Raw genomic sequence first — 394 nt, forward strand, 5'->3', positions numbered from 1 at the left:
ACAAACTGCTTGCAAATCAAAGAAGTAAAAAGTAACATCGGCTACGTAGCTCAGCTGGTTAGAGCACATCACTCATAATGATGGGGTCACAGGTTCGAATCCCGTCGTAGCCACCATCTCTTTTTTGTTTTTGCGGGAGTGGCGAAATTGGTAGACGCACCAGATTTAGGTTCTGGCGCCGCAAGGTGTGCGAGTTCAAGTCTCGCCTCCCGCACCATTTCTCTTCATCGTCGGCGCAGTATGTTGATGGGGTATCGCCAAGCGGTAAGGCACCGGTTTTTGATACCGGCATTCCCTGGTTCGAATCCAGGTACCCCAGCCATATTCTTTCGGGAATGGGGTTTCAACATAAGATTTGTTTGCAGGTGGGGTATCGCCAAGCGGTAAGGCACCG

General features: G+C 50.5%; 3 tRNA genes. All 3 read left to right on the forward strand.

The annotated features are described in order from the left end of the window. Positions 1-39 precede the first annotated feature (39 nt). Positions 40-116 (forward strand) — tRNA-Met (locus FUU19_RS09030). A 16-nt stretch (positions 117-132) separates the two neighbouring features. Further along, positions 133-217, forward strand: a tRNA-Leu gene (locus FUU19_RS09035). A gap of 30 nt (positions 218-247) precedes the next feature. Continuing rightward, a tRNA-Gln gene (locus FUU19_RS09040) sits at positions 248-322 on the forward strand. Positions 323-394 lie beyond the last annotated feature (72 nt).

It is taken from the genome of Serratia montpellierensis (genome assembly GCF_020858655.1).
Taxonomy (GTDB): domain Bacteria; phylum Pseudomonadota; class Gammaproteobacteria; order Enterobacterales; family Enterobacteriaceae; genus Serratia; species Serratia montpellierensis.